This window comes from Rhizobium pantanalense (assembly GCF_030182525.1).
Lineage (GTDB): Bacteria > Pseudomonadota > Alphaproteobacteria > Rhizobiales > Rhizobiaceae > Rhizobium.
Genome location: NZ_JAQJCH010000020.1, coordinates 35,948 through 57,499, shown reverse-complemented (window position 1 = coordinate 57,499; position 21,552 = coordinate 35,948). Strand labels below are relative to the sequence as shown.

Below are 21,552 nucleotides of genomic sequence, written 5' to 3'. Positions count from 1 at the left end.
AACCACATACGTAAAATGACGTAGGCGCCGGGGCGAAATGTGCAGCTTTAGGCACTCCGATGCCCTTAAGCGCGATATCGATCCATGTTACGACGTCTTCCGGCTGCCAAGATGACGATGGCGGGACTGCTGAAGGGTAAGCATGGCTGCGCGGCAACGCATCATTCCGGTAAGACGCGAATATAATCGCTGGGTCGCAAACCAGACGCTGGAAGACTATGCCTTGCGTTTCACCGCCAAGAGCGCTCGCCAGTTTTCCTCGCAACGCATCTCGCAAACCGCGATCGGTGCCATTTCCTTTCTGGCGTTGGAGGCGATCGGCGGCACGATCACGCTCTCCTACGGCACCACCAACGCCTTCTACGCCATCATCGTCGCAAGCCTCGCCATGCTCGCCGTCGGCCTGCCTATCAGCCGATATGCGATCCGTCATGGCGTCGACATCGATCTTCTGACGCGCGGCGCAAGCTTCGGCTATATCGGCTCGACCATCACCTCGCTGATCTATGCCAGCTTCACCTTCATGCTGTTTGCGATCGAAGCCTCGATCATGTCCGGGGCACTGGAGTTGACGCTCGGCATACCCGTGTGGATCGGTTACATCATCAGCGCCCTCATGGTGATCCCGCTCGTCACCCACGGCGTGCGTCTCATCAGCCGGTTTCAGCTGCTGACGCAGCCCTTCTGGATCGTTCTCAACATCCTGCCCTTCGTTTTCATCGCCTTTGCCGATTGGGAAAAATTCGACCTCTGGCGGGCCTTTGCCGGCATTCACCATCCCGCAAGCGCGCCGGGTAACGCCGCTCCTTTCGATCTGGTGGAGTTCGGCGCGGCTTCCGCCGTCATCCTGGCGCTGATGTCGCAGATCGGCGAACAGGCCGATTTCCTGCGCTTCCTGCCGCCGGAAGGTCACCGCAAATGGCGCCATCGCCTGGCCATCTTCCTCGCCGGACCCGGATGGGTCATCATCGGGGCGCCGAAGCTGCTGGCCGGCTCTTTCCTCGTCGTCCTGACGCTGACGTCAGGCGTGCCGGCCGACCGCGCCGCCGATCCCGCGCAGATGTATCTGACCGCCTTTGGCTACATGATCCCATGGCACAACGCAGCATTGCTGTTGATGGCCGCCTTCGTGATGGTCTCGCAGCTGAAGATCAACGTCATGAACGCCTATGCCGGCTCGCTCGCCTGGTCGAACTTCTTTTCGCGGCTGACGCACAGCCATCCAGGCCGCGTTATCTGGCTGGTCTTTAACGTCGCCATCGCGCTCTTGTTGATGGAGCTTGGCATCTACCGGCTGCTGGAGGAGACGCTTGGCATCTTCTCGATCATCGCCATGGCCTGGCTCTGCACCGTCTCCGCCGATCTTTTCATCAACAAGCCGCTCGGGCTGGCTCCTCCTGGCATTGAGTTCAAACGCGCGCATCTCTACGACATCAATCCGGTCGGCCTCGGCGCCATGGCGCTTTCGGCAACCATCGCTCTCATCACGCATTTCGGCGCTTTCGGTTCGATTGCCGCATCGCTTGCGCCCTATATCACCCTGATCGTCGCGCTCATCGCTTCGCCTGCCATCGCCTGGATCACCAAGGGCAAATACTATCTCGCCCGCAAGCCGCGCCAGAGCTGGAAGAATCTAAGCACCATCACCTGTTCGGTCTGCGAACACCCCTTCGAGCCGGAGGACATGGCATGGTGTCCGGCCTATGCCGCGCCGATCTGCTCGCTCTGCTGTTCACTCGACAGCCGCTGCCATGACATGTGCAAGCCGAAGGCTCGGCTCAATACGCAGGTTGGCACGGTCGCAAAGACCTTGCTGCCGGAAAGTATCGTCGCCAAGCTCGCTACGCGCCTCGGCCGCTACGGCATTGCCGTCGCCGTGGCGCTGACCGCCATGGGCGCTATTCTAGCAATGATCGCGCATCAGGTGGGCGCAGCCTCTCCCGAGACCGCCGCCGTGGTCGACCGCACGATCCTCATCGTCTTCTTCGTCTTTGCCGTCATCGCCGGCGTCGCGTGCTGGTTCTATGTGCTTGCCCATGACAGCCGCGTTGTCGCCGAAGAGGAATCCTCGCGTCAGAACACGCTGCTCTTGAAGGAAATTGCCGCCCACAAGAAGACGGATGCCGCTCTGCAGGGCGCCAAGGAGGCAGCAGAGGCGGCAAACCGCGCCAAGAGCCGCTACGTGGTCGGCTTAAGCCACGAATTGCGCACGCCGCTCAATGCCGTGCTCGGCTATGCGCAAATTCTGGAGCGCGACGAGACCATTCCGGCACCCCGGCAATCCTCGCTGAAGGTCATCCGGCGCAGCGCCGAGCATCTGTCGGGTCTGATCGACGGGCTGCTGGATATTTCCAAGATCGAGGCCGGCCGTCTGCAGGTCTATTCCAACGAGATTAATATTCACGACTTCCTCGACCAGATCGTCGACATGTTCCAGCCTCAGGCGCAGGCCAAAGGGTTAAGCTTCATCCATGAACGTTCCGCCGCACTGCCCGACTATGTCCGCACCGACGAGAAACGGCTGCGGCAGATCCTCGTCAACCTGCTCTCCAACGCCATCAAGTTCACCGATGCAGGCACCGTCCGCTTCGAGGTGGGCTACAGAAACCAGGTCGCGACCTTCACGGTTTCGGACACCGGCCGCGGCATTGCGGCGAAAGATATCACGCGTATCTACGAGCCCTTCCAGCGCGGCGAGGCCGACAGCGTCAGACCCATGCCGGGGCTTGGCCTTGGTCTCACAATCACCCAGCTGCTGACGAATACGCTCGGCGGCGAGATTTCTGTCACAAGCGAAAAAGACGTCGGCTCGACCTTTCGGGTGCGCCTGATGCTATCGGCCGTGATCCGGCCGATGAAACCGCCGGCTCAGGAGCAGCGTATTACGGGTTACGAAGGGCCGCGTCGCACCATCGTTGTCGTCGACGACAATGAAGATCACCGCGAGCTGATGCGCGAGATCCTGTCGCCACTCGATTTCATCGTGCTCACCGCCGCCGGCGGGCCGGACTGCCTGACGCTGATCGAGGGCATCAAGCCGGATCTGTTCCTGGTCGATATCTCCATGCCGGGCATGAATGGCTGGCAGCTTGTCTCCCGGCTTAGAGAGAACGGCCAGACCGCGCCGATCCTGATGCTGTCGGCCAATATCGGCGATGCCGCCGCGGCGACCGACAGCGACGACAGCCATAATGACGCCATCTCCAAACCGGTCGACATCCGCCAGCTTCGCGACAAACTCGCGCTGCATCTCGGGCTGCAATGGATTTATGCCGATGCATCGGCGCCGGTTGCATCAAAGCCGCCACCGCCGTTGAAGAGCCCTGGCATTGAGCATGTCCGCGAGCTCAAACGACTCGGCGAGATCGGCTATATCAGAGGCATAGAGGCAAAGCTTGCGGATCTCGCCAAGCTGGAGGAAAACAAACCCTTCGCCGACACCTTACGTGCGCATGTCCAGGCTTTCGATCTCGATGGTTTTCTAAACGTGTTGCGCAGCTTCGACATCGAAAAGGTAGAACAGATTGGCTGAGCCCGCCCTTCCCCGCGACATAGTCTTGCTGGTGGATGATTCACCGGAGGCGCTCGGCTTCCTGACAGATGCGCTCGAGCAGTCCGGCTTCTCCGTGCTGATTGCCACCTCGGGCTCGGCGGCGCTCAACATCGTCGAGCGCATCACGCCCGATCTCATCCTGCTCGATGCCGTCATGCCGGCAATGGATGGTTTCGAGACCTGCCGCCGGCTGAAAGCCAATGCAGGCGTTGCCCAGATTCCTGTCGTCTTCATGACCGGGCTCACCGAAACCGAACATGTGGTGCATGCGCTCGAATCGGGCGGCGTGGATTATCTGACCAAGCCGATCAATGTCGACGAGCTGCGTGCCCGCATCCGCGTTCACCTGCGCAATGCCCGCTCCGCCCAGAGCGCCAGGGTGGCGCTCGACGCTGCGGGACGCCATCTCCTCGCCGTGAAGGGCAACGGCGCCATCCATTGGTCTACCCCGCAGGCAACCCGCCTGATCAACGCCGCCACCGGTAGTGACGACGGCCTCGAACTGGCATCCAAACACATCGCCGCCTTCATGCTCGAGCGCGAACGGCTCGGCCCGGCACGCGACAATCTTCTTTCCATCAGCAATGGCCGTCAGGCCGCGTTGCAATTCACCTTCCTCGGCGCCATCGGCGCCGAGGAATATCTCTTTCGCCTGACGGCGAGCAATCAGAGCGCCGATGACGAGACCTTGCGTCAGAGCTTTGCGTTGACGCAGCGCGAATCCGAGGTGCTGCTATGGCTTGCCAAGGGCAAGTCGAACCGCGACATCGGCGAGATCCTCGGCCTTTCGGCCCGCACGGTGAACAAGCATCTGGAACAAATCTATGTGAAGCTCGGTGTCGAGAACCGCGCATCTGCGGCAGTGAAGGCCGCGCATGTCCTGCATCGGCCGTGAGGTCAATCCTCATCTGCAACGCACAGGTGGAGGAATTTCGTAATGATGGAGCAATCAAGAGGCCATCCGAGTTTCGGGCCTGATCGGTCCTCGATTGGCAAATGCCGCTGTCGTTCCAGGCGTACGCAAAAAGGCAGCGGCACGGGCGCAAATTGATGCTTTCCACCGTTACCATCCTTGCCGTATCCGTTGAGTGACCAGGCGCTGACGAGAGGACATGGCAATGACGAAGCCCTTCTATTGGAATGAACTCAACACCTATGATTTCGCCGGTCTCTCGCCCGATACCACCATCGCGATCCTGCCGATCGCCTCAACGGAGCAACACGGTCCACATCTGCCGATTGCCACGGATGTCGCGATCGCCGAGGGCATGCTGGCCGAGTTGAAGGTCCGGCGTCCGGACGATCTCGATTTCCTGGTCCTCCCGCTGCAGGAGATCGGCAAGGCCAACGAACACGTCTACGGCCCCGGCACGCTGTCGCTGAGCGCAGAGTTGCTGATCCCGGTCTGGACCGCGATCGGCGCGAAGGTCGCTGAAGCAGGCATCCGCAAAATGGTGATCGTCAATTCCCACGGCGGAAATGTGGATATCATGAGCATCGTCGCGCGCGAACTGCGCGTGCGTTACCAGATGGCCGTGGTCGCCACGCAATGGACGCGCTTCGGTACGCCTGATGGTATGATCGACGAGCACGAGCAGCGCTTTGGCATCCATGGCGGCGACGTCGAGACCTCGCTCATGCTGCATTTCCGGCCTGATCTGGTCCGGATGGAAAAGGCTGAGAATTTCGCCTCCAAGGCGGAATGGATGACGGAGCATTCGAAATATCTGCAGCCCTTGCCGCCGCATTCGCTCGCCTGGATCGCGCATGATCTCAATCCGAACGGTGTGGTCGGTAATGCGGCCAATGGCACGGCGGACAAGGGCGCACTCATCTGCAGCCATGAGATCGCAGGCTTCATCGAGATGCTGCGGGATCTGCGCGACTACCCGCTTGCCAACCTCTATTCGAAATAGGCGTCCGCGCGGCGTCGCTCAGAGGGCGGGATGATATGTCCCTTCGCCTGCAGCTCCTCGACGATCCCCGCCAATTCAGCAAGCAGATATTCGACGAAAAGGCTGGTGGCGGCATCGAGCGGTGCTCGCGCGCGGGCGATGAGTTTCATCGGTTGAGGCCGCGAATGCGGCTCGGCGATCGGCCGGAAGACCAGCTCTCCCCGGCGACACTCCGTCAGCACATCGAGCGGATTGAGCAATGTCAGCCCTGCTCCGCATTTTACCAGCTGCTTCAACATTTCCGACGCATTGCTCTCCAGCACCGGTTCGACCTGCACGGAAAGGCGCGCCAGCATCAGATTGATGACCTCGCGCAGGCTCGTCCCGGGCTGCGCAAGCAATAGCCGCTCCTCTACGACATCGGCGAGATTGATAGGCCCGGGCCCGATCAGCGGATGGCCGGGCGGCAGGACGACGCCGATCGGTATGTCGAAATTGGCAAGGGAGCGAATGCCCGGCATGGCCGGAATGTTGAAGCCAAGTCCGAGATCAACTTCCCCCGAGACGACCGGCGCCATCGTCGTCGATCCGGCATCGTTGCGCAGCTGGACGAAGACCCTGGGATGCTCGGAAAGAAAGCGCGCGATGATCTCGGGCAGCGGACCTGACGCCAGACCCACGGTGGCGACGATACGAACCTTACCCGCCTGCTGCATCTTGAGGCTGCGAATGCGCCCCTCCAGCCGCTCGTAATTTTTCAATACCTCGCGAATGTGCTCGATACAGAGCTCGCCGGCCGCCGTCAGCCGCAGGCCACGCGGCAGGCGCTCGAAGAGCGGCGCTCCCATTTCCTCCTCCAGCGCCAGAATCTGACGATTGATCGCCGATGAGGCCACGTTGAGGCGCGCGGCAGCCTTGCGGATCGAGCCGCAGCGGGCGATTTCATTGATATAGAGAAGCCGGCGCGAGTGCAGCATGCGTGTCCCCATTGCTTAATTTTTGCCCAGACCGCACAATTTAGGCACAGACCCGGGAACAGATGCCGAAAAGGCATCAATGCGCACGAATTTTGATGCTTTTCAAAGAGCAAAGCAACCGCTCAAATGCAGGAAATGGGCGCCAACCACGACGTCCCATGGCAGATAAGGGGAACAGTCAGCCATGTATAAAGCCTTGAAGACAAAAACATTCTTTGCCGCCATGGGGCTTGCCGCCGCGATCATGGCCGCCGAACCTGCAAATGCGCTCGACAAAGTCAGCTATGGCACGAACTGGCTTGCACAGGCCGAGCACGGCGGCTTCTACCAGGCGGTCGCCGACGGCACCTACAAGAAATACGGTCTTGATGTCACGATCGTCCAGGGCGGCCCCAATGCGGCCAATTCGGCATTGCTGATCTCCGGCAAGCTGGATTTCTATATGGGCGGCCCGCAGCAGGAGATCGATGCGGTCAAGCAGGGCATTCCGATCGTGGATGTCGCGGCCATCTTTCAGAAGGACCCGCAGGTGCTGATCGCCCATCCGGATGCCGGCGTGGAAAAATTCGAGGATCTTGCCAAGCTGCCGACGCTTTTCCTGAGCAAGGACGGCTACATCACCTATTTCGAGTGGATGAAGGCCAACTTCCCGGGCTTCAAGGACGAACAGTTCAAGCCCTATAATTTCAGCCCGGCGCCATTCCTGGCAGACAAACAGTCCGCACAGCAGGGCTACGTGACCTCGGAACCCTATGAGATCGAAAAGCAGGCCGGCTGGAAGCCGAAAGTCTTCCTGATCGCCGACGCTGGCTATTCGCCTTATTCGACGATGATCACCGCGCAGAAGGCATTGGTCGACAAGAACCCCGATCTCGTGCAACGCTTCGTCAATGCCTCGATCGAGGGCTGGTACAACTACCTCTACGGCGACAATAAGGCGGCCAACGAGCTGATCAAGAAGGACAATCCCGATATGACGGATGGCCAGATCGCTTATTCTATCGCCAAGATGAAGGAATATGGCATCGTGGAATCCGGCGATGCACTCGACAAAGGCATCGGCTGCATCACCGAAGCCCACTACAAGAAGTTCTTCGACGAGATGGTGCAGATCAAGCTTTTCGATGCCGACATCGATTACAAGAAGGCCTTCGACACGCAGTTCGTCTGCAAGGGCATCGGCATGTCGCTGAAGAAGTAAGCCTAGGCACCTCCCCCTTGAGGGGGGGAGGTCGCCGCAAAGCGGCGGGTGGGGGTGATAGCCTGAGATAGCAACAAATCACCCCGCCCCGGAGCTTCGCTCCGACTCTCCCCCTCAAGGGGAGGGTGGATCAACAAAGAGCTAAACCATGCCAGTGTCCGAAGCTACCAAATCCACTCAAACCGAGACACGCAAGCGGCCGCTCGTCGTCATGGAACAGGTCTCCAAGGTCTTCTCCAACGGCACGCTGGCGCTATCGGGCATGTCGCTCCATGTGGAAAGCGGCGAGTTCATCAGCCTGCTCGGCCCGTCCGGTTGCGGTAAGTCGACGGCCTTGCGCATCATCGCAGGCCTTGGCGGTGCTTCCAGCGGCAGGATCGATTGGCCCAGTTCGCGCATCAACGCCAAGGGTCTGCCGGAGGGCGATATCAGCTTCGTCTTCCAGGAGCCGACGCTGCTTCCCTGGAAGACTGTGTTTGGCAATGTCCATCTGCCGCTGAAGCTGCGGGGTGTGTCGAAAGCGGCGGCGTACGATCAGATCATGGAGACGCTGGCAACCGTCGGCCTTCAGGATTTTGCGCAAGCCTATCCGCGCGAATTGTCCGGCGGCATGAAGATGCGGGTTTCGATCGCTCGCGCTCTGGTAACCAAACCGAAGCTGCTTTTGATGGACGAGCCCTTTGCGGCCCTCGATGAAATCACCCGCCAGAAGCTGAACGATGACGTTTTGCGCCTCTGGCAGACGACCGGCATCACCGTAATCTTCGTCACGCATTCCGTCTACGAATCCGCCTATCTCTCCAACCGCATCGTCGTCATGAAGGCACGGCCGGGCCGCGTTCATAGCGATTTTCCGCTGAAAACCAGCGGCGAGCGCGATCCGCTTTATCGTTCGTCGGAAGAATATCGGCAGGTGTGCGAAAAAGTGTCCCGTTCCCTGATCGAGGCCATCGGCTGGCCGGAGGCGCATTGATGAGCGACAGCACCAGCCTGCCCGCCACTCTTTCCGGTGAAACAGTCGATGCGCCGGCTACCGCCGCCGTCAGACAGCGCAATCTAGAACGCGCGTTCGGCATCTTCGTGCCGATCCTGACCGTCCTTGTCCTTCTTGTCCTCTGGCAGCTTCTGGTCGTCGGCACCGGCATTCCGCAATATATTCTGCCAAGCCCGATCGCCGTCGCCAAGGCGCTCGTTTCCGACTGGGGCATCTTGTGGCCGGCTCTGTGGGTGACCACCGAGATCACCTTCATATCGCTGATCCTGGCGCTGATCGGCGGCGTCGGCTTTGCGATCTTCCTCGTGCAGTCCCGCTGGATCGAACTCGCCTTCTATCCGCTGGCCGTCATCCTGCAGGTGACGCCGATCGTCGCGATCGCGCCGCTGATCCTGATCTATGCACCGACGCGCGAGGCCGCACTTCTGATCTGCGGCTTCCTCGTCGCCTTCTTTCCGATCCTCTCCAACATGGTGCAGGGATTGAAGAGCGTCGACCATAACCTGCTCAACCTCTTCGATCTCTATGGCGCCTCGCGCTGGCAGGCCTTGCTGAATCTGAAGCTGCCCGCCGCCCAGCCTTATTTCATGACAGGCTTGAGGATCGGCGGCGGCCTGTCGCTGATCGCATCGGTGGTCGCGGAATTCGCCGCCGGCTCGGGCGGTCCGAACTCCGGCCTGGCATTCCGCCTGCTGGAAGCGCAATACCGCCAGAACATGCCGCGGCTCTTCGCAGCTTTGCTTCTCCTGTCGGCGCTCGGCGTCGCCATCTTCGCCTTTACCTCCTTCATCTCATGGCTGAGCCTGCATCGCTGGCATGAGAGCAGCCTCAAGCGGGAGAACTGATGTCCCACGCTTTCATGTCGCCGCCGAATGCCGCCCGCTTCGTGCTGAGCAATGCCACCGTTCCAGCCGTGACGCTCTCCGGCCTTAAGGCGCCCTCGAACGAGGGCCTGGTCAAGGCCGATATCGTCGTCGCCGATGGCCTTGTCAGCGACATCGTCGCGCCTGGAACCGCGCCAGCCGAATATCCCCGGGTGGATATGCGCGACGGCATGGTCTGGCCGACATTCGTCGACATGCACACCCATCTCGACAAGGGGCACATCTGGGAACGACGGCCGAACCCGGACGGCAGTTTCATGGGTGCGCTCGATGCTGTACGCACTGACCGCGAAGCTAACTGGTCGGCCGACGACGTGCGCAGACGCATGGAATTCTCGCTACGTTCGGCTTATGCCCACGGCACAGGCCTGATCCGCACCCACCTCGATTCCTTGGCGCCGCAGCATCGCATCTCTTTCGAGGTCTTCGCCTCGGTCCGCGAGGCCTGGAAGGACAAGATCGCGCTGCAGGCCGTCGCCCTCTTCCCGCTCGACAGCATGGTGGACGATGCCTTCTTTGCCGATCTGCTCCGCGTCGTTCGCGACGCCGGCGGCTTGATGGGCGGCGTCACACAAATGAACCCGCACATCGACGCGCAACTGGACAAACTGATCCGCGCTGCTGCCGACAATGACCTCGACATCGATCTGCATGTCGACGAGACCGAGGACAGGGAAGTGCTGACGCTGAAGGCGATCGCTGAAGCCGTGCTTCGCAACGGCTTCACCGGAAAGGTGACCGCCGGCCACTGCTGCTCGCTTGCCCGGCAGGACGAGAATATTGCCCGCGCCACCATCGATCTCGTCGCCAAGGCCGGGATCTCCGTCGTCTCGCTACCAATGTGCAACATGTATCTTCAGGACCGCCATGCCGGGCGCACACCGCGCTGGCGCGGCGTCACCCTTTTGCACGAGCTTGCCGCAGCCGGTGTTCCAACCGCCGTCGCCTCCGACAATACCCGCGACCCCTTCTACGCCTATGGCGATCTCGATCCGGTCGAGGTGTTCCGCGAGGCCGTGCGCATCCTGCATCTCGACCATCCGCTGGATACGGCCGCCAGGGTCATCACCACCTCGCCCGCAGAGATACTTGGCCGCCCGGATATCGGGCGGATCACCGTCGGCAGCCCCGCCGATCTCGTGCTTTTCAGCGCCAGGCGCTGGAGCGAATTCCTTTCCCGTCCGCAGTCCGATCGCGTCGTCCTTCGCAAGGGCAAGGTGATCGATCGCAGCCTGCCGGATTATCGTGAACTCGACAGCGTTATTGGAGCCTGACATGCCGGATTACCAGCGCATCAAGAAAGAACTCGAAGGCATCGCCGTCGAAGACAATCCGGCGCTGGTGCGCCAGAAAAGCCGTGACTTCTACTGGTATTCGCCGATCCTCAAGGCCCAGCTCGACAATGTCACGGCCGATCTCGTCGTCACCCCGAAAACCGAGGAAGAGGTGATCCGCACGTTGAAGGTCGCCTATGCGCACGACGTTCCCGTCACGCCGCGCGGCGCCGGCACCGGCAATTACGGCCAGGCCATGCCGCTTTCCGGCGGCATCGTGCTCAATCTCGCCGCCATGAACAGAATCAAGGAGATCCATCCCGGCCGCGTCGTCTGCGAGCCCGGCATCGTTATTGCCGAACTCGACCGTCAGACCAAGGCCCATTCGGGCCAGGAACTGCGCTTCCATCCCTCGACCGCGCAGACGGCGACGATCGGCGGCTTCATCGCCGGCGGCTCGGGCGGTGTCGGATCGATCACTTGGGGCGGCCTGCGCGATCTCGGAAATATCCTGCGGCTCCGCGTCGTGACGATGGAAGCAGAACCCCGCGCGCTCGATCTCACCGGCTGGGACCTGACCAAGGTCAGCCATGCCTATGGCACCAACGGCATCATCACCGAGATCGAAATGCCTTTGGCGCCGGCTTATGATTGGGTAGACGTGCTGGTCGGCTATGACGACTTCATGGATGCCGTGCGCTTTTCGGACGCGCTTGCCAAGTGCAACGGCATTCTGGTCAAGGAAATCGCCCCGATCGCAGCCCCCATTCCGCAAGACTATTTTACCCGCCACAAGCCCTATATCCGTCAAGGGCAATCGATCGTGGCGCTGATGATCGCGCCGCATTCGATGGACCCTTTCGTCGCCTTCACCATGCAGCAGAGGGGCGAAATCACCTTCCGCTCCGACAAGGTCGAGAGCATGAAGGGCATACCGCATGCCTATGAGCTCGCCTGGAACCACACCACATTGCGCGCCCTGAAGGTCGATCCATCCATCACCTATCTGCAGGTGCAGTATCCGGGGCCGGATCATGTCGCCAAGGTTCAGAAGATGGTGGAAATCTTCGGCGACGAGGTGCCCGGCCACCTCGAATTCATCAAATTCGACGGGCAGATCCAATGCTCGGGCCTGCCGCTGGTGCGCTATACGACCGAAGCAAGGCTTGAAGAGATCATTAGGATTCACCAGGATCATGGCTGCCCGATCTTCAATCCGCACCGCTATACGCTGGAGGAAGGCGGCATGAAGCAGACGGATGCGGTTCAGCTTGCCTTCAAGAAGGAAACCGATCCAAAGGGTCTGCTCAATCCCGGCAAGATGATCGCCTGGGACGACCCGAATTTCGATTTCAAATCCGGCAAGAACTATCTCTTCCCCGGCCTTGCGGCCCTGATGGAGGCCTCATGAAGGTTCTCGTCCTTCATTCCCATCCGGTCGAGGAAAGTTTTGGCGGCGCGCTGCATCGCCAGACCATCGAGAGCCTGAAACGTGCGGGGCATGAGGTCGACGACTGCAATCTCTATGCCGAGGGCTTCGATCCCGTGCTCTCGCGCCGCGACCGGCTGATATATCACGACTATCCCGAAAATACCGAGGCGCTGAAGCCCTATGTCGAACGGCTGGAACGCACCGAGGCTCTTGTGATCGTCACTCCGGTCTGGAACTTCGGCTTTCCGGCCATTCTCAAGGGCTATTTCGATCGGGTCTGGCTTCCGGGCGTTTCCTTCGAACTCGTCAACGGCAAGGTGCGCTCAAAGCTGCAGCATATCCGCAAGCTCGGAGCGGTCTTGACCTACGGTGCGGACCCATTCCGCGCCTTCGTCGCCGGCAATCCGCCGAAGAAGATCGTCAAGCGCGTGCTGCGCGCGCAAATCAAGCCTTTCGCCCCGGTGGTCTTCCTCGCCCATTACGACATGAACCGCTCGACGGAAGGTTCCCGCAGCCAATTTCTGACGAAGGTCGGCCGCGAGATGGAGCGATTTTAAAAGCGGCTTTTTCTAGCGGTCGGAATGACTACGACTGTCCAACGGACGACCCCACCATTTCGGAGCGATCGCGACGCGCTTTAATTGTTCAAAGCGCCGCCGATAATGGCGCCAAGTGCGAAGGCTGCGGCAGGATACCAAAGACCATCGCTGTGACGGCGATAGCCCGGGCGGCGATCGTGGTAACCTCTGTAGCCGTGATAGTAACCCGAACGGTCCTTGCCCCGATATGGCCCCCATCCAGGGCGTCCCGGTCCCCGCGGCGGCATCTTGCGATGAACTTCGTCGGGACGATCGCGATGATGACGGGGCCATTCCTGCGCATTGGCAAAGGGCGCTGCCAGCGTTGCAGCAACCATGGCGAGAACAAAGATCTTTTTCATTGGGCTTCCTTCCTTTTAATCGGGAAACCTTAGTAATCTTAAGGTGAACAGAACGTTAACACATTGCTACCTTAAATAGCTGATTGCACGGAATATTTCTGAAATCCATCCGGCTCGTCGGCCCTGAGAGCATCGTCAAAGTGGGCCGAATATGCGCATGCTTCAACCGAATCGGTGATATGGCAAAACCTAGACGCCGGCCGACTGGCGCAACGGTGTGGCCACTTCCGCATCCCGACGCTTAACTGCCTCGATATCGCGATAGGCATTGGCTGGATGGGTCGCCGGCAGATAAGGTCCCTCACCGAAGAGCTTTTCGCGCAGGGTGCCCGGACGATAGGCGGTGGGATACACTCCGCGCTTCTGTAGTTCCGGAACGAGCAGATCGACCGCCGCCTCGAAGCTGTCGGGTGTCACCGCATAGGCCAGGTTGAAGCCATCGATATCCGTCTCTTCGACCCATTCCTGCAGGATGTCGGCGATAGTCGAGGGCGATCCGACGAATACCGGCCCGGTCCCGCCGATTCCGCCCCATTTGGCGAGTTCCTCGACAGTCCACACCCGGTCTTTACCGCCGAAATGCTCGATCATCGAGACGATGGCATTGGTCTCGACCTTCTTCAACTCGTCGGTCGGCGCATATTGGCCGAAGTCGATGCCACTCCAGCCGGACATGAAGACAAGCGAGCCGTCATAGGACGCGTAGCTCTGGTACTCTTCGAACAGCTGCTGGGCCTTCGCGTCGGTCTCCGCGATGATCAGCGTCGTGAGATTATAGATCAGCACCTTCCGTGGATCGCGGCCGGCAGCTGCAGCCCTCTGCCTGATATCGGCGACATAGGCGCGCAGCAGACTCTTGGTCGGAGCCGCGACGAAGACGCATTCGGCATGGCTGGCTGCGAAGGCCTTGCCAGGCCCTGATGCGCCTGCCTGATAAAGCACGGGCGTCCGCTGCGGCGATGGCTCGCAGAGATGGTAGCCGGGAACGTCGAAATACTTGCCCTTGTGACCGATCTCGTGGACCTTGGTAGGGTCGGTGAAAATGCCGCGCTTGGCATCGCGCAGCACGGCGCCCTCCTCCCAGCTTCCTTCGAAAAGCTTGTAGAGGACCTCCACATATTCGGCGGCGACCTCATAACGATTGTCATGGGTCTTCAGGCCGCCCTGACCGATATTCTTCGCGCCGCTCTCCAGATAGGAGGTCACGATATTCCAGCCGACACGGCCCTTGGTGTGATGATCGGCGGTGGCGAGCCGGCGGGCAAAAGTATAGGGATGTTCGAAAGAGGTGGAGGCGGTTATTCCTATGCCGAGATGTTCGGTCGCGAGCGCGATCGGCGCGGCGAGCTGGATCGGATCATTGACCGGTATCTGCGCGGCCTGCTCGATCGCATGGTAGTTCGAGCCCTTGTAGACATCGTAATAGCCGATGACGTCGGCGATGAATATGCCGTCGAAAATGCCGCGTTCCAGTGTCCGCGCTAGATCCTGCCAGTAGTCCAAATCCTTGTATTTCCACGACTTATCGTGCGGATGCCTCCATAGTCCGGGGGACTGATGCGCGACGCAATTCATGTCGAACGCATTGAATCGAATATGCCTTGTCATGTCAGCTCCGGACGAATTAGACCGGCGATCAAGCTAGGGGCGGCAATGCTGTTCGAAAAGTAATTACATAATGTCTATGTACTCTATGGAGAAATATTTTTCCTCGTCGCTCGCCAGCAATTCGCCATTCGATGCTTGGATTGGTGAGCGATTGGCAGGCGTGATCTAAAGAGCAGCGTTGTATGCAGACCATGTCGGTGGCGCGATCCGGAAGCCATTCTTGCCTGACGACTTCGCTTCGTACAAGCCACGATCCGCTTTCGCAAATATGTCCTTGGAAGAATGGCCGGGCACGATTATCGCCGCGCCAACGGAGGTCGCAATACGGATGGTCTTTGCCGGCGTGGAGACGGTCCAGTTCAATCCCCTGACAACGCGGTCAGCAATTTTTGCAAGATGCTCGATCGAGAGACATTCGTGGATGACGGCAAACTCGTCCCCGCCAATTCGCGCCACCATGTTGGCCTTTGGGACCGCACGCGAAAGCCTGCGCCCTGCCGCTTTGAGGCAATCATCCCCCGCCTGATGCCCGAGAGTATCGTTCACGGACTTGAAGCCATCAAGATCCACCAGCAGGAGCGCTCTGCCGGTTCGCCCCTCGGCTGCACATATTTCGTTGAAGAATGTTTCAAATCTGGTGCGAGACGTCAGCCCTGTGAGCATGTCATATTCGGCCAGTTGACGAAGCTGCTCGACCATCGTCTTTTCGGCGGTGACATCCTGTTTCATCCCGAAAATTCTGGTGGCGGCTCCGTTCGCAAACTCGACACAGGCGGTTATTCTGATCCACCGGTGATTGCCCCTTGCGGTAATGATCTGTGCATCCAGGCTGAAGCCCTCGCCGGTGCGAATTGCTTTCTCGCGCACCTCAGTGAGACGTTTTCTGGTCTCCGGGGTATAAAGTTTAAGGATCTCTTCCCTCGTCAACGGCGTTTGCGGCGCGAGATCGAAGAGCTCATAGACCATATCCGTCCAGCTGAGCGTCTGGTCGGGCAGGCTGCATTCCCATACACCGATGCGAGCTGCCTTGAACGATCGATCAAACAATTCACGCAAATGCATGAACTGGCGGGAGGCGATTGCCTGGGGATCAAGTATTCCATTTCCATCGCAGGACACCGGGGCCTCACCAGCTGATCAAAAGGACCTCACCAGCTTTATCGCCGGTGATCTTTCCCAGTTGAATGATGACATGGATTGTTTGCATATTGGTTTCCAAATGCAAGAGCGCTGCGATTATCATTGATGTCAGCGGCCCGATTTGGAGACCGGCTTCAAGGGCAAGAAGGGTGTTCCGCCTCAAACCAGATACTCGACGACTCCGGCTCACACCTGGCCAATACCGCTTAACCCGATCAACGCGCCGATGCCCAGAACGATGAGCGGATGGACGCGCGTCGTCGAAAGGACAAGTGCGCCGACTGCCGCTATGACCGCCAGAATCCAGCCCTGGGTTGATGCTTCGGTGATGACGGCCGCGCTGGCGGTGACGAGCCCGGCGGTCATCGGCACCAATCCCGCCTGGACGATCCTTCGCCACGGCCTGTCCTTGAAGCGGTTCCACAGATGGAGCACCAGATAAGTCAGGACCGAAGAAGGACCGAACTTTGCCACCGAAGTCACCAGCATTCCAGCCCATCCGGCAACGTGCCAGCCGACCAGCGGCACGACCATCAGATTAGGACCGGGAGCCGCCTGGGCCAAGGCGAACAGCGCACCGAATTCCTGCGCCGTCATCCAATGCTGCACATCGACGACCTGCCGATGCATTTCGGGGAGAATGGAATTGCCGCCACCGAAAGCCAGCAGCGAAAGCTGGGTGAAAATGATTGCGAGAGAAAGCAGGGTCGTGGTCATGCTTCAAGCTTCCAGGTGGCGATAATGCTGAGGGGCGCAAGAACCAGCATGGTCGGCAGCAAAGGCAGCCCGATGATGGCGATGGCGGCAAAGCAAATGGCCGCGATGACCAGGGCGACAGGCCTGCGGCGCAATGGCAGGACGATCTTGACGGCCATTGAGATCAGCAGACCGGCCGCGGCCGCCGCAAGGCCTGCAAACATGTGCTGGATGCGTGGATCGCTGTTGAACTGATCGTACACGACGCCAAGGCCGATCACGATCGCCGTCGGCGCGACAATGAGGCCGAGAAGAGCCGAGAAAGCCCCCGCCACGCCTTGAAACTTGGAGCCGATCGCAACCGCCATATTGATGATATTGCCGCCCGGCAGGAACTGGCAGAGCCCGAGCAGTTCGGTGAACTCCTCCCCAGTCAACCACTTGCGATCCTCGACCACCATGCGGCGTGCGAGCGGCAGAACCCCGCCAAAACCAATGAGGCCGAGTTTGAAAAAGCCGAAAAAGAGCTCCGCGACCGCTGGTCCTTCGCGTTGAGCAGCATTGGAATGAGAAATAGCGTCCATATCGTGGCCTGTGTCTTATGTCGAATAGACCGTCAAAATAGGCTTTTACCGATTATGCGTCCAATATATGGATTTAACATCATTCATATGTTTGAGATATGCCATGATCGAACTTCGACACCTCCGTTATGCCGTAACCGTTGCCGATGAGGCCCATATGACCCGCGCTGCCGAAAGGCTCGGCATCCAGCAGCCACCGCTCAGCCAGCAGATAGCCAAGCTGGAGGCGATCGTTGGAGCCTCGCTCTTCAAACGCCTGCCGAGAGGTGTCGAGCTGACGGATGCGGGGCGGACGTTCGTAGAGAGAGCCAGGACCATCCTCAACGATGTCGATCTTGCGCTAGAGGCGACGAGACGCAACGCCCGCGGGGAGGAGGGAAGCCTCGCCATCGGCTTTACCAGTTCAGCGGCCTTTCATCCGCTGGTCAGCTCAGCCGTCCGCTCGCTCGGCGAGGCGTCGCCGGATGTCGCGCTCAAGCTTGAGGAAGCCAGTACGCCCGATTTGATCGCCATGCTGCATTCCGGCCTTCTCGACGTCGCGCTCGTGCGCTCTCCCGTTGCACAGTCGGGCGGCCTGGTGATTTCCCGGATTCTCGATGAAGAGATGCTGGTCGCTCTTCCAGATCGTCATCCCCTGGTGATAGCGAAAGGAGAGAAGCCTCGGCGCATTCGATTGTCGGAGCTCGCAAACGAAGCTTTCATACTTTACCGCCGTCCGTCGGGACCGGGGCTATATGACAGCATCATAGCGGCCTGCCTTGGTGCGGGCTTCAGCCCGAAAATACGGCATGAAGCTCCCCGTCTGCTGTCGACGCTCAGTCTGGTCGCCGCCGGCCTGGGAATCTCCATCATTCCAGGATCGATCGCGCAGCTGGAGACGAATGGCATCACCTATCTAAGGCTCGACCCGGGTGCCAATCTCGTGGCGCCGCTTTATCTCGCGCGAAAAGATGAGCAGCCAAGCGGTGCGCTGCAGCTATTTGCCGATATTGTTCAGCACGAGAAAACCTCGTTGAAATAGAAAAATTAAGCCGGTTATCTGCTGGTGTTCACAAAGATCGAGCGACCTAGGACTGATCCTCATGTCACCGCATTCGAGCACACAGGTGCCGCCTAGAAGCTCAAAGTCCCATCCTTCCAAAGGCGAAATCCTCCGAGAATCGCATTTTCGTTCTCGCTGATACGGCAGCCGGGAGGCAGCTCCTTGAGCTTTTCGGCATTGCCACCGCCGATGACTATTTCATGCGGCAGCAAGGCCGCCTTCAATCTTTCGACGATATCCTCGACCGACTGCCGCCATTTTTTCTTGCCGTATTTTTTAAGGCCACGCTCGCCGATGAAGTCTTCGAAGGTACCCCGCTTCTTGTAGGGCAGATGAGCGAGCTCCATGGGCAGGCAAACGTGATTGGCAATCATCGCCGAACCCAATCCGGTGCCGAGGCCGAGAAACAGCATATTGCCATCTTTGTAGTTGCCGATTGCCTGCATCACGGCGTCATTGACAAGCTTGACCGGCTTGCCGAAAGCGGCGGAAAAGTCGAAATCCTGCCAGCCACTTCCCAGATTGTGCGGTTCCATGGCGGGTTTATTGTTGGAAACCGGGCCTGGATATCCCATGCCGATAACGTCGTATTGCCAATCACTCGTCAAGTCCTTGACGGCCTGGACCATCTGTTTCGCCGACATTGCGGGCCCCGAGACGGCCGCCCGGCGCTCGCTGCCGGAGCTGAGGCGCATTTTGACATGCGAACCGCCGAGATCGATCGCCAAGACGACAAGCTCTTCCGTCGCAGCTGGTGCGACGGCTTTCTTCAGTTTTACGTTCGTTTTGCGGCTCTCTAATGCCTGACTCATATTCGTTCACACTCTCTATCCGCGACGGCACAAATCCTACTATGGCGCTTCAACGACCGAGACGGAGAAATCCTCTCCTTCCCAATGATCGGCGTCAGGCCAGTAAAAGGTAAAGGCAATCGACCCGCCTTTGGGCAGGCGTTCGCATGAAAGCTCGCCAACATGTATGCCGAAGCCGTTCTGGTTCGTTTCGGTATCGGTGACGCTGGCCCAACCGTCGAAACTCCAGCGAATGATCGCCCGCGCCATGACCTCAATCCGCAAGCGCTTGCCGATGGCAAGCTGCGACAGCTTGTTGTTGAAACGCCACGGCACGAAGGGTGCCGTCACCTTGTTTGTCACGTAACGCTCGGCACCCTGCGGCAGCATGTCGAAAACAACGCCGTCTCTCAGCGAGCGCAGGAGCTTGATATGCTCCGCATGAGCCCAGACGAGCGGCATGGCGCTGCCGGAGGGTTTTCCGAGGACAAGCCCTCGCTCCGGCACATCGGGCTGGTCCCACACCTGTTCCGGCAGCAATCCGCCTTGACCGGCGGACTGCTCGAGTGTCTTGAGCAACTCAAGAGCTACATCCGGTCGGCCGGCCGCAAGCTCATAATGGGCGCGTTCGCCTGCAAGCAACGGCCATGGCCGCCCAATGCCCGTGCCGTCGAACGGGCCGCCATCTTCATGCTCACCATAGCCGTCGCCGGTATAGCGATACCATAGCGGCCCTTGCGGCAGGTCGCATTTGAGCTGGGAATCAATCACCCTGACGGTGTCGAGGATGCGAGGATCGTCGGCGGCTCGCAATCCGAACCGGACCAGCGCCAGGGCATCGGGACTGACGACTCGAGCGGTCGGCAGGAAGGATTCAGCAGGTGGCCTATTTTTGATCGGCACGAAACCATCGGCGGGCGAGCTTCCGTCGGCGATCTCAGGCGGCGCAATGCGGACATAATAGCCCTTCACCCCCAGAGTGGCGCTTTCCGCATCGCTGCTGACATAGGTCCAGCGCTCGATCTGATCGTTCCAGGCATCCGCGGTCTGTCGCAGATAATCCGCATTGTGCATTTGGCCGGCGATTTCCAGAATATCAGCCGCCGCCAATAGCGCAGCGATCTCAACCGCCAGCGTGAAGGGAGAAAAGCCGCCATCCTCCTCCCAACGATCCTCACCGGTAACGGGACCGTTGACCACGACATAGCGCGCCGCGCTTTCGACCATCGGCACGTAGGACAGTAGCAGATCGCCCGTGAGGGTTCCTTCGCGGCGCAGCGCATCGGCAAGCAGGATCGGGAAAGCGCATTCATCCATCTGTATACCGGTCCAGTAAGGCTCGCCGTCCAGCCAGCAATTCTGCGGCCAATGCCCATCCTCTTCCTGGATCACGCGCAGATAGGCCAGGATGCGCAGCGCATCCTGCGAGGCGCCCGCAGCTAGGAAGCCGCCAGCGGTCTCGACCAGATCACGCGGCCATACCAGATGATAGCCGCCGAGGTCTTCATCGCCCTTGGCAAAACCCCAGGGAATGGAGAGAGAAGCAACGGCCGGCCCCTCGAAAGAAAGAGGCCGGTGCGTTGCCAAAACGGCTGTCGATATCCGATAGCGATTGACTTCGGGCGGCGGTGCTCTCGGTTCATCCAAAGCCAGCAATCCGTCTTGCCATGTTCGCCAGTCGGAGACGTAGCTGCGCTCCGCATTCTCATAACCGGCCTGCAGACTGGCAAGGGCATTGTAGCCAGCTTCCTTGGCGTGACTTCCAAAACCGAGCGATACGGTGACAGTGTCGCTGCCACCAGTGAGATCGATCTCGCCGGTCAGTGCGACGTTGCCGTCGGCGGCATGCGCGAAGGCCGGGTCCAATCGGGCCTCTTTCTGCAATTGCTGCCATCCGTCGGAAATGCCGACATAGCCGGCAGATGCCGTCCGCCAACCGCCGCTGACGGCAAGCGCAAGAGAGACGCCGCCTGTGCCCGTCGCAAAAAGCATCGGCGTGCCCTTATAGTCTTCCACCCATCCGGTATTGCCGTAACCGGCGTTGACCAGATGCGGAGCGGCCAGCAGGTAGAGGCGATAATCGTGGATCGTTCCCTCAAGCGGCTCGAATGATATCTGCTGGAGCAAGCTGCTGCGCATCGGATCGACGATGATGCGCTTGATGATCCGATAACGGCCATCGATTGCGGTATTGATCAACCGATAGGCCGGAACGCCATCCTCGACCGTAGTGACGACGCTTTCCGTATCGCGCTTTTCATCAGAAAAATAACCGTCGAGACCTGTGACGAGCAATCCGATGTCGCGGGTACAGGCGCTGTCGACGCGGGGATAATAGATTTCGTTCAGGATGCCGTGGCTGAGAGTGAACCAGATGCGGCAGGCTGGCGAAAGGGCTGTGCCGACTCCGCTCTTTGCACTGGACGTCCAGCGAGGTTCGATACCGTTCACGCTGGGGCCGGAAGCATCGTAAGGCGCCATGCACTATCTCCTCTGTCGCTGCAATCTGCTCCCGGCAAAATGTTTCGGCAAGACGGAACC

At 59.7% G+C, this 21,552-nt stretch carries 18 protein-coding genes; 10 read left to right on the top strand and 8 right to left on the bottom strand.

The annotated features are described in order from the left end of the window. Positions 1-142 precede the first annotated feature (142 nt). The 3 genes from PH558_RS32655 (at position 143) to PH558_RS32645 (ending at position 5,469) form a co-directional block, all read left to right on the top strand. Positions 143-3,532, top strand: coding sequence for a hybrid sensor histidine kinase/response regulator (locus PH558_RS32655; protein WP_285208370.1), 3,390 nt, complete (start codon positions 143-145; stop codon positions 3,530-3,532). Then, positions 3,525-4,448: a response regulator transcription factor gene (locus tag PH558_RS32650; protein WP_113407040.1), complete on the top strand. Its 924-nt coding sequence runs from the start codon at positions 3,525-3,527 to the stop codon at positions 4,446-4,448. Before PH558_RS32655 ends, PH558_RS32650 begins: the two co-directional genes overlap by 8 nt. Before the next feature lie 223 nt (positions 4,449-4,671). Beyond that, a complete protein-coding gene (locus tag PH558_RS32645; RefSeq protein WP_285208369.1) occupies positions 4,672-5,469 on the top strand; it encodes a creatininase family protein in 798 nt (265 codons plus the stop codon). Here PH558_RS32645 and PH558_RS32640 read toward each other — a convergent pair. Continuing rightward, on the bottom strand, positions 5,457-6,425 hold the full coding sequence (locus PH558_RS32640; protein WP_285208368.1) for a LysR family transcriptional regulator: 969 nt from the start codon (positions 6,423-6,425) through the stop codon (positions 5,457-5,459). The two genes, PH558_RS32645 and PH558_RS32640, sit on opposite strands and share 13 nt — an antisense overlap. A 184-nt stretch (positions 6,426-6,609) precedes the next feature. Here PH558_RS32640 and PH558_RS32635 point away from each other — a divergent pair, with 184 nt between their 5' ends. The 6 genes from PH558_RS32635 to PH558_RS32610 all read left to right on the top strand — a co-directional run bounded on the left by PH558_RS32635 (position 6,610) and on the right by PH558_RS32610 (position 12,767). Continuing rightward, on the top strand, positions 6,610-7,626 hold the full coding sequence (locus PH558_RS32635; RefSeq protein WP_095438614.1) for an ABC transporter substrate-binding protein: 1,017 nt from the start codon (positions 6,610-6,612) through the stop codon (positions 7,624-7,626). A 148-nt stretch (positions 7,627-7,774) separates the two neighbouring features. Further along, complete coding sequence (locus PH558_RS32630) at positions 7,775-8,599, top strand: ABC transporter ATP-binding protein (protein WP_285208367.1); 825 nt, start codon at positions 7,775-7,777, stop codon at positions 8,597-8,599. Continuing rightward, positions 8,599-9,465 carry an ABC transporter permease gene (locus PH558_RS32625; protein ID WP_285208366.1) on the top strand — a complete coding sequence of 289 codons (867 nt, stop codon included), beginning with the start codon at positions 8,599-8,601 and terminating at the stop codon, positions 9,463-9,465. Before PH558_RS32630 ends, PH558_RS32625 begins: the two co-directional genes overlap by 1 nt. After that, positions 9,465-10,778, top strand: coding sequence for a cytosine deaminase (locus tag PH558_RS32620; RefSeq protein ID WP_285208365.1), 1,314 nt, complete (start codon positions 9,465-9,467; stop codon positions 10,776-10,778). The genes PH558_RS32625 and PH558_RS32620 overlap by 1 nt, the downstream gene beginning before the upstream one ends. A 1-nt stretch (position 10,779) precedes the next feature. Further along, a complete protein-coding gene (locus tag PH558_RS32615; RefSeq protein ID WP_285208364.1) occupies positions 10,780-12,189 on the top strand; it encodes an FAD-binding oxidoreductase in 1,410 nt (469 codons plus the stop codon). Next, positions 12,186-12,767: an NAD(P)H-dependent oxidoreductase gene (locus PH558_RS32610; protein ID WP_285208363.1), complete on the top strand. Its 582-nt coding sequence runs from the start codon at positions 12,186-12,188 to the stop codon at positions 12,765-12,767. Before PH558_RS32615 ends, PH558_RS32610 begins: the two co-directional genes overlap by 4 nt. A gap of 80 nt (positions 12,768-12,847) precedes the next feature. Here the strand turns inward: PH558_RS32610 and PH558_RS32605 are convergent, their stop codons facing one another. The 5 genes from PH558_RS32605 to PH558_RS32585 form a co-directional block, all read right to left on the bottom strand. Continuing rightward, the gene (locus PH558_RS32605; protein ID WP_112303620.1) at positions 12,848-13,150 is read right to left on the bottom strand and encodes a hypothetical protein; all 303 of its coding nucleotides are present in this window, start codon (positions 13,148-13,150) and stop codon (positions 12,848-12,850) included. Positions 13,151-13,339: 189 nt separating this feature from the next. Next, positions 13,340-14,758: an LLM class flavin-dependent oxidoreductase gene (locus PH558_RS32600; protein ID WP_095438608.1), complete on the bottom strand. Its 1,419-nt coding sequence runs from the start codon at positions 14,756-14,758 to the stop codon at positions 13,340-13,342. A 165-nt stretch (positions 14,759-14,923) separates the two neighbouring features. After that, complete coding sequence (locus tag PH558_RS32595) at positions 14,924-15,820, bottom strand: sensor domain-containing diguanylate cyclase (RefSeq protein ID WP_285208378.1); 897 nt, start codon at positions 15,818-15,820, stop codon at positions 14,924-14,926. A 264-nt stretch (positions 15,821-16,084) separates the two neighbouring features. Next, a complete protein-coding gene (locus PH558_RS32590; protein ID WP_285208362.1) occupies positions 16,085-16,615 on the bottom strand; it encodes a chromate transporter in 531 nt (176 codons plus the stop codon). Beyond that, positions 16,612-17,178: a chromate transporter gene (locus tag PH558_RS32585; protein ID WP_095438606.1), complete on the bottom strand. Its 567-nt coding sequence runs from the start codon at positions 17,176-17,178 to the stop codon at positions 16,612-16,614. The genes PH558_RS32590 and PH558_RS32585 overlap by 4 nt, the downstream gene beginning before the upstream one ends. A gap of 103 nt (positions 17,179-17,281) precedes the next feature. On the opposite strand from PH558_RS32585, the gene PH558_RS32580 reads away from it, so the two are divergent. After that, positions 17,282-18,199, top strand: a complete 918-nt coding sequence (locus PH558_RS32580; protein WP_285208361.1) for a LysR family transcriptional regulator — start codon at positions 17,282-17,284, stop codon at positions 18,197-18,199. Between the two features lie 92 nt (positions 18,200-18,291). Here the strand turns inward: PH558_RS32580 and PH558_RS32575 are convergent, their stop codons facing one another. Together PH558_RS32575 and PH558_RS32570 are read right to left on the bottom strand one after the other, a co-directional pair. Continuing rightward, on the bottom strand, positions 18,292-19,032 hold the full coding sequence (locus PH558_RS32575; RefSeq protein WP_285208360.1) for an ROK family protein: 741 nt from the start codon (positions 19,030-19,032) through the stop codon (positions 18,292-18,294). A 39-nt stretch (positions 19,033-19,071) separates the two neighbouring features. Beyond that, a complete protein-coding gene (locus tag PH558_RS32570) occupies positions 19,072-21,492 on the bottom strand; it encodes a glucan 1,4-alpha-glucosidase (RefSeq protein WP_285208359.1) in 2,421 nt (806 codons plus the stop codon). Between the last annotated feature and the right edge of the window lie 60 nt (positions 21,493-21,552).

Excerpts from the sequence above, each read along its gene's own strand:
- PH558_RS32655 (WP_285208370.1), top strand. The coding sequence starts at position 143 with ATGGCTGCGCGGCAACGCATCATTCCGGTAAGACGCGAATATAATCGC.
- PH558_RS32645 (WP_285208369.1), top strand. The coding sequence starts at position 4,672 with ATGACGAAGCCCTTCTATTGGAATGAACTCAACACCTATGATTTCGCC.
- PH558_RS32640 (WP_285208368.1), bottom strand. The coding sequence starts at position 6,425 with ATGCTGCACTCGCGCCGGCTTCTCTATATCAATGAAATCGCCCGCTGC.
- PH558_RS32635 (WP_095438614.1), top strand. The coding sequence starts at position 6,610 with ATGTATAAAGCCTTGAAGACAAAAACATTCTTTGCCGCCATGGGGCTT.
- PH558_RS32630 (WP_285208367.1), top strand. The coding sequence starts at position 7,775 with ATGCCAGTGTCCGAAGCTACCAAATCCACTCAAACCGAGACACGCAAG.
- PH558_RS32625 (WP_285208366.1), top strand. The coding sequence starts at position 8,599 with ATGAGCGACAGCACCAGCCTGCCCGCCACTCTTTCCGGTGAAACAGTC.
- PH558_RS32620 (WP_285208365.1), top strand. The coding sequence starts at position 9,465 with ATGTCCCACGCTTTCATGTCGCCGCCGAATGCCGCCCGCTTCGTGCTG.
- PH558_RS32615 (WP_285208364.1), top strand. The coding sequence starts at position 10,780 with ATGCCGGATTACCAGCGCATCAAGAAAGAACTCGAAGGCATCGCCGTC.
- PH558_RS32610 (WP_285208363.1), top strand. The coding sequence starts at position 12,186 with ATGAAGGTTCTCGTCCTTCATTCCCATCCGGTCGAGGAAAGTTTTGGC.
- PH558_RS32605 (WP_112303620.1), bottom strand. The coding sequence starts at position 13,150 with ATGAAAAAGATCTTTGTTCTCGCCATGGTTGCTGCAACGCTGGCAGCG.
- PH558_RS32600 (WP_095438608.1), bottom strand. The coding sequence starts at position 14,758 with ATGACAAGGCATATTCGATTCAATGCGTTCGACATGAATTGCGTCGCG.
- PH558_RS32595 (WP_285208378.1), bottom strand. The coding sequence starts at position 15,820 with ATGCATTTGCGTGAATTGTTTGATCGATCGTTCAAGGCAGCTCGCATC.
- PH558_RS32590 (WP_285208362.1), bottom strand. The coding sequence starts at position 16,615 with ATGACCACGACCCTGCTTTCTCTCGCAATCATTTTCACCCAGCTTTCG.
- PH558_RS32585 (WP_095438606.1), bottom strand. The coding sequence starts at position 17,178 with ATGGACGCTATTTCTCATTCCAATGCTGCTCAACGCGAAGGACCAGCG.
- PH558_RS32580 (WP_285208361.1), top strand. The coding sequence starts at position 17,282 with ATGATCGAACTTCGACACCTCCGTTATGCCGTAACCGTTGCCGATGAG.
- PH558_RS32575 (WP_285208360.1), bottom strand. The coding sequence starts at position 19,032 with ATGAGTCAGGCATTAGAGAGCCGCAAAACGAACGTAAAACTGAAGAAA.
- PH558_RS32570 (WP_285208359.1), bottom strand. The coding sequence starts at position 21,492 with ATGGCGCCTTACGATGCTTCCGGCCCCAGCGTGAACGGTATCGAACCT.